The organism is Psychrobacter sp. LFX-11D (assembly GCF_904846475.1).
Taxonomy (GTDB): domain Bacteria; phylum Pseudomonadota; class Gammaproteobacteria; order Pseudomonadales; family Moraxellaceae; genus Psychrobacter; species Psychrobacter cryohalolentis.
Window position 1 is genome coordinate 1 of the sequence record NZ_CAJHAV010000029.1, and the last position, 6,437, is coordinate 6,437.

The 6,437-nt window shown below is 39.1% G+C and carries 7 protein-coding genes and 1 pseudogene; 4 read left to right on the plus strand and 4 right to left on the minus strand.

All coding sequences use genetic code 11. From position 1 onward, the window contains the following. The 3 genes from JMX75_RS12685 to JMX75_RS12695 form a co-directional block, all read right to left on the minus strand. A partial coding sequence (locus JMX75_RS12685) for a TerC family protein (RefSeq protein ID WP_413786643.1) occupies positions 1–652 on the minus strand: 652 nt, incomplete at its 3' end. Between the two features lie 363 nt (positions 653–1,015). Further along, positions 1,016–2,152, minus strand: coding sequence for a relaxase (locus tag JMX75_RS12690; protein ID WP_181718272.1), 1,137 nt, complete (start codon positions 2,150–2,152; stop codon positions 1,016–1,018). Then, positions 2,136–2,501, minus strand: coding sequence for a plasmid mobilization protein (locus JMX75_RS12695; protein ID WP_181718273.1), 366 nt, complete (start codon positions 2,499–2,501; stop codon positions 2,136–2,138). The genes JMX75_RS12690 and JMX75_RS12695 overlap by 17 nt, the downstream gene beginning before the upstream one ends. A gap of 271 nt (positions 2,502–2,772) precedes the next feature. On the opposite strand from JMX75_RS12695, the gene JMX75_RS12700 reads away from it, so the two are divergent. The 4 genes from JMX75_RS12700 (at position 2,773) to JMX75_RS12715 (ending at position 5,818) form a co-directional block, all read left to right on the plus strand. After that, positions 2,773–3,144, plus strand: coding sequence for a hypothetical protein (locus JMX75_RS12700; protein WP_181718274.1), 372 nt, complete (start codon positions 2,773–2,775; stop codon positions 3,142–3,144). Between the two features lie 286 nt (positions 3,145–3,430). Next, complete coding sequence (repM, locus tag JMX75_RS12705; protein ID WP_181718275.1) at positions 3,431–4,417, plus strand: replication initiation protein RepM; 987 nt, start codon at positions 3,431–3,433, stop codon at positions 4,415–4,417. Between the two features lie 593 nt (positions 4,418–5,010). Then, entirely contained in the window at positions 5,011–5,535 is a 525-nt protein-coding gene (locus JMX75_RS12710) for a TIGR00645 family protein (protein WP_181718276.1), read from the plus strand. Between the two features lie 58 nt (positions 5,536–5,593). After that, on the plus strand, positions 5,594–5,818 hold the full coding sequence (locus JMX75_RS12715; protein ID WP_265089224.1) for an MgtC/SapB family protein: 225 nt from the start codon (positions 5,594–5,596) through the stop codon (positions 5,816–5,818). A gap of 99 nt (positions 5,819–5,917) precedes the next feature. On the opposite strand, the pseudogene JMX75_RS12720 reads toward JMX75_RS12715, so the two are convergent. Then, positions 5,918–6,400 (minus strand): annotated as a pseudogene (locus JMX75_RS12720) (TerC family protein); the annotation flags it as partial. Positions 6,401–6,437: the final 37 nt, after the last annotated feature.

A 6,437-nucleotide genomic window follows, 5' to 3' on the forward strand; every position in this document is an offset into this window, starting at 1 on the left:
TGGGCGTTGCCCACAATAGACCGTTTTCACGCACTAAAAACTTTTCGCCTCGAAGCGTGGTCGTAATGCGCATATGTCTACGCAGCCATTTTAATAGCTTCATTTCTTCAAGGTCGACAGGTTCGTCATGGCCACCTTTTAAAAACTTATAACCGGTATAAACCAAGAACGCACCAAAGATATAAAGTACCCATGAAAACTCTTGGATTAGCCATGCGCCTGCAAGAATAAAAATAGTACGTAAAACAATAGCGCCTATCACGCCGTATAATAGTATACGACGCTGCAACGCAGGTGGAACAGCAAACGCGCCAAAAATCATAAGCCAGACAAACACGTTATCAATCGCTAGTGATTTTTCGATTAAATAACCAGTCACAAACTCTAAGGTTTTTTGATTGGCAACTGCCGTACCCAATTCTGCATCTAAATACCACCATAATCCGCCTGCGAATATAGCAGACACACTGACCCAAGCGATACTCCATACTGCAGCCAATTTAATAGATACAGGTTGATGCTCTTGTACTGCGTTTACATCAGAACTCTCTAGCGGATCTTTATGCTTAAAGCCTAAAAAGTCGATCAGTAGCATGACTGCGACTATTGCAAAAAAAATGGCATATAGCCAAGGGGTGCCGATGGTTTCCACAATATTCCTTAAGTATAGACAACAAGGATTAGATTCTATTTGGTGCCAATTGGTATGCACTCATACTAGTAACAGAACCCTAAAAAGAAACTTTAATATACACATTTTACTTATTTTCACCTACATTAATTATGTCCGCTGCCGTCAAATCCGTACAAACAAACTTGGGTTGTTTTGATCCGGCGGCTCAATAATAATGCCCGTTGTTCCCATAGCAGCGCTTATGGAAAATAAAAATAATAATAAAAAAACTCACTACGTGTACACAACGAAGTACACTAAAACTATCTCAGGGATTAAGATCGTTTCTATCATTCGCCTACAGCCGAATACTCAAGTCCTCACTAGGGAACCGAACACCTATCAAAAGCCTGGTCTAAAACTTGGGCTATACGTTTCTGTTGGCGCTGGTTTAGCGACTTCTAGCTCTTGCTTAGCCTCTGTATCTGACACCAATGATTCAGCTATAGCTGTACTTCCATATCTCTTTTGATGATAAGCCTCTTTTATCTCTATGCCAGTAGCTAAGTGCTGCTCATCTAGCTGCTTGCGATCCTCTCTATTAACGCTCTTGTCGTATCGAGAATGCTCACGTTCTTTTGCGTCTGGTTTGAACTGATAGCCATTAAAACCTTTTTCAAACATACCGCCTTTGAGCCTGACCCCCATAGGTCTACCGTTCTTATCCGTGAGCTTATCGCTCGTCACCGACAACGTCTTCTCGCTATTACCTCGATTAATCTTCAAACCCCACTGCTTAAGCCGATTCAACACCCCTTGACGATTCATAGCCATACCGTGTTGCCAATCTAGCAGCAAACGACGTTTAATCGCTTCCTCCAATAACAGACGACTAGGAGGCTCAGCGATAGTCTCCTCATCCTTATCAGCCTCTTTTCTTGTATACGTTTTTAAATCAAAGGGCGTAGGGCGTGGCGCATAACTACTATGCGGATTCACTAAACGTTTGCGCTCAGGATCATTAGGATCACTTAACGGCTCACCCTTGATGGTTTTAACCTCCAAATTGATAATATTCTTCCAAGCATTGACCCTTTTTTGGTCTGCCGGCTCATAGTAGGGTTGAAACGCATCACCTGATCGCAGCTCCTGACAAGCAATCACAAAGTTCAGCTCCAGTCGCCCCACAGGATGAGTCTCATCAATATCCTTATCCGCATGCTCAACCCATAAAATATCGTACTGATCACTCTCTAAACCACAGAATATGATCGACTCAAACTCCTGCATAATGCGCTTTTTATCCCCCTCACTGATCTCATCAGCACGTTCACTAAAAGACAAATACCCTGACTTGTACTTAGAGATGTGAGAAGTCGTATTAATTAAGTGCTCAGTGAGCACAGGATCGCCGTACAGCACTTTTGCATACGCTCTAGGCACAAGAGCACCCTTATCCCCCTTCTCTTTCAGTAGATAGTTTAAAACGCCACTCGCTTTGCCTTTACCATGGTGAGAGAACTTAACGATCATCACCATCCCTCGCAGCTACCTTTGAGTATTCAATACTGTTCTCTATCAGCACATGCAGCTGCGCTCTGATGGCTTTAATCTCACTCAATATCTCAGCATCAACGTGCTGTTCAATATTCACCTGCTTAGTTATCTGGTTAAGATTACTGCCAATCCTGCCCAACTGACGCACCAATTCAGGATCAACGGGTTTAACAGGGGTGACCCCCAATGCCAATCCTCGCAACCAACTGGCGACCGTATTCGCGCGGTTTCTTTTCTTAATCTCAGCAAGCTCATACTCATTGACGCGAATCGCAATCTCTTTGTTGCGCTTGGCTCTCTTATCAAGAACAGTAGGTTTTGACTCTAGCATAACGATGACCTAAGTGAGGGTTGCAGGGGTTTTAAGGGTCTCCCTTAACCAGCTCACAGAGGGATAGGATGATTATTGCGGTAGCAATAAATAGCCCCCTCTAGTGACTGCTGGCTTAGATAATTTAGCTGATTATAATTGTAATGTCTATACCTATAAAGTACATTACTGTCTATACCCAAAATATTAACATTGTCTGTACCTAATAAATACTTATGTCTATACCTATGCTATCATTAATGTCTGTACCTATTTTATAGAAGCTAATAATATGAATAAACGATCTGATAATATGAAAAAGGTTAATAGCATTCGTTCAGAAGTAACCTTTGCCATGCTCTATTTACTAGACGATCTAGAGAACGGTACAGGTGGTGATTATCATGGCTTTGATGATTGGGATATAGAGGAAGCCTACAAACTTAAAGGGCAACTAAATTCTTATAGAGCACAAAAGATTGCTCAGTTCTTAGGCAGAACCATTAGTAAGCAGAAATTATTAAAGTATGCCAAACCTAAAGGGTATACATATTCTTTAACTAATCAGGATATTACTCAGTGGTTAGAAGATAATAAGGTGGGCTTACTTAGATATTCTGCTTTTAATATAAAGGTAATGACAAGTGGTCAAAGATCTAAGTAGTTTTCTGTTGTTTTCTGATCATTAATTAATAAGAAAAAGGCTTTTAATGTTTTTAATAGCTTTTAATAGCTTTTACATGCGCTGTAGACATTGACACTAAAGGATCTCAGACCTCATAAGGCGACGTTTATACCGTTATAAGGCGACGTTTATACCGTTATAAGGCGACGTTTATACCGTTATAAGGCGACGTTTATACCGCTAATAACGACAATTATGTACTTGTCTCCTTATCGTGATATTATATTGCCTATTGTAGATAAACAGTCACATAAACGAGTTAACTATGAGTGATCACAAAGATGGAAAGAACACGCGAGAATTAGTCGTGAAATCAAACCGAATTGTCACAGCCTTTCAAAGTTTATCTTTAACTGAGATGTGCCTAATACAGCTAGCTATTGTTGATGCAAGGGAGACCGAACAAGGGTTAGAGATCAATAAGCCGCTGTCTATAAGTGCAAAACGATACGCTGAAGCTTTTGATGTACAGATTGATACTGCCTACAAGATATTAGCCCAAGCTGGAAAAGGCTTAAGGGCACGTTATTTTACGTTTTTGGATGATACTGGTAGCAAAATTGAGACAAACTGGGTTCAGCAAGTCAGATATGTTAAAAGCGAGGGACGTATCGAAGTTATTTTTACTATTGCCGTTGTTAATGAAATTACTCGTTTAAGTTCACACTTTACACAATATGACCTAGAGTTCATTGCAACGCTCAATAGCATCTACTCTGTGCGTTTATATGAGCTAGTTGTCAAATGGTTAAGCGCTAAACAGACAGATGTATTTGATTATGAAATATTGAGAGGTCAGCTGGGAATTGGTGTTGATGAATATCAGAGAATGACTGATTTCAAAAAACGTGTTCTTGATTTAGCTGTTAATGAGATTAATGAAAAGACCAATATTAAAGTTAAATATGAGAATGTAAAACAAGGTCGAAAAATCATAGGCTTTACGTTTACTGTGCATGAAAAGCCAAAGCCTAAAGCTGATAAGCAAAACAAGAGCGTGCGCGATATGAACACAGCTGATATGTTCACAGTAGATGGATTATCAGATAAGCAGCTGTGGCGTATCAGTCGGCATAAAGAGTTTATAAGTACATATAGTGGTCTTGCTAAAGGCGATGCTGGTAAGAACTGGACAGCATATAGTGATTTTATAGTTGGTGAGATCAAAAAAGACGTTTCCAAATTTAGTAATAAACGTCCTATACGCGAATATTTAGATGGAAATGAAGCGGATTATGACTTCTCAAGATAGCGACAAAACTGACCACCTAGAACAGTCTGTTATAAGCGGTTCTCTTATATTGGTCTGTTTTAGGTAGCCTATTAATAGGTCTAAGGGGCTTTTTAAGTGGTTCCGTTGGGGTATACCTCAATGGAACCGCCTTAAACGATCTTTTTCTATTCAAAGTCATTCGTCATAAACCCTGTTAAGGGAATACGTTCGATGCGCTATACAGGCATTGAACTGCCATTGTTAAATATAAATTTAATGATCATGGAATCGCCAGGATGAATAATTATCATTAAGCTTTCTTATTAAAATAATCCAAATTGGTTTCTACAGGATTGTCAGCATAGCTCAATGGGCACAGGCTAAGTTTCTACGACAAGGGTGGATGGAGAATAATTTACCTAAACTCTTTCATGATATGGGTTGTATCTCTTTTATTCTGGATTGACTATATATTGATAACCTTAAGAAAAAAAGGCTGTATCTTAAAGCGTTATTAATGACAGGTTATATCAAGCAACTGGTACAACCTATTTTCTCTCAAGTATCACTCTCTATTACTTAAAATAATCATCACCCTTTATAACGCATATTGCTAAAAATAAGAGATACCCATGCTAAAGAAAGCTGAATACACATTAGAAAAAACCATATTTAATAGTCGCTGGTTACTCGCACCATTTTATTTGGGGTTAGTGATCGGTATCATTTTATTGTTTATCAAATTTTTCCAAGAACTATGGTATATGATCATCCATGTGTTTAGTGCTTCTGAAGCTGATGTCATAGTGGGCATACTGATTCTTATAGACATATCATTGGTTGCAAGCTTATTGCTCATCATCATATTTAGTGGCTATGAAATCTTTGTCTCAAAGATTGATACCGCTAATCATGAGGATCGTCCTGAATGGATGGGAAAAATCGATTTTTCTGGTCTAAAACTTAAAGTCATCGGTGCCATTGTTGCCATTTCTGCCATTGATCTTCTGAAGTCATTTATGGATATACCCAAAGAGATGAGCGATGGCGATGCTGATAGATTAATGTGGAAAGTGATCATCCACATGACGTTTGTATTCTCTGGCTTATTATTTGCAGTTATGGATAAGATTGTTGGTGATACCAAAAAACATTAAAGACATGTTTTAATCCATCTGTTTTAGCAGATTACTGTTTTCGACATACAGTACAAAATTGAAATCTATATGGCTGAATATAAATCGTTGTGGTGGGGGTGCTATTTCTAAAGGCAGTGATAGTGTAAAAGGAACGGCGACGGCGGCAAGTTTATGGAATACCGCTGCTATTGGCATTTCAGTGGCCTATGGGCGGTATGAGATCGCAATAATATTGTCGGTCGTTAATTTTTTAATCCTGCAATTCTCGGATCCATTTAAGGTAAAAAGTAAGCTGGAGTAGCTATTCTATTTGATTCCAATTGGTATAACCCAAGGGAACCAATAATACGTCCAGTACCAACTTAATATTAAGTACCTACCTAGTTAGTCCTATAATTGCTTATATCTGCGCCTGCGGATTATTTTTAGCATAACGCCATGACATCCATGCAGTAATAATTAGCACTATTGCAATAAAGCCTAAAGAAGCTGCAATTGGAACATGATAAAGATCAAGTAAAAGCATTTTTATACCAATAAAGGTCATGATTACGCCTAGCCCATATGGTAAGTAGTGCATTGTGGCTGCTGCGCCTGCTAATAGGAAGAACATAGCACGCAGACCTAAAATAGCGAATAAGTTAGCACTTAATACAATGAATGGGTCGGTGGTAATTGCAAAAATAGCAGGAATAGAATCAACTGCAAAAATAACATCAGAGATTTCGACTAAAATTAATACTACCAACATGGGCGTTGCCCACAATAGACCGTTTTCACGCACTAAAAACTTTTCGCCTCGAAGCGTGGTCGTAATGCGCATATGTCTACGCAGCCATTTTAATAGCTTCATTTCTTCAAGGTCGACAGGTTCGTCATGGCCACCTTTTCGTCATGGCCCCCTTTAAAAACTTATCGTC

Bases quoted from the DNA above. Each gene is read 5' to 3' on its own strand.
- JMX75_RS12690 (WP_181718272.1), bottom strand. From the start codon at position 2,152: ATGGTGATGATCGTTAAGTTCTCTCACCATGGTAAAGGCAAAGCGAGT.
- repM (WP_181718275.1), top strand. From the start codon at position 3,431: ATGAGTGATCACAAAGATGGAAAGAACACGCGAGAATTAGTCGTGAAA.
- JMX75_RS12710 (WP_181718276.1), top strand. From the start codon at position 5,011: ATGCTAAAGAAAGCTGAATACACATTAGAAAAAACCATATTTAATAGT.
- JMX75_RS12700 (WP_181718274.1), top strand. From the start codon at position 2,773: ATGAATAAACGATCTGATAATATGAAAAAGGTTAATAGCATTCGTTCA.
- JMX75_RS12695 (WP_181718273.1), bottom strand. From the start codon at position 2,501: ATGCTAGAGTCAAAACCTACTGTTCTTGATAAGAGAGCCAAGCGCAAC.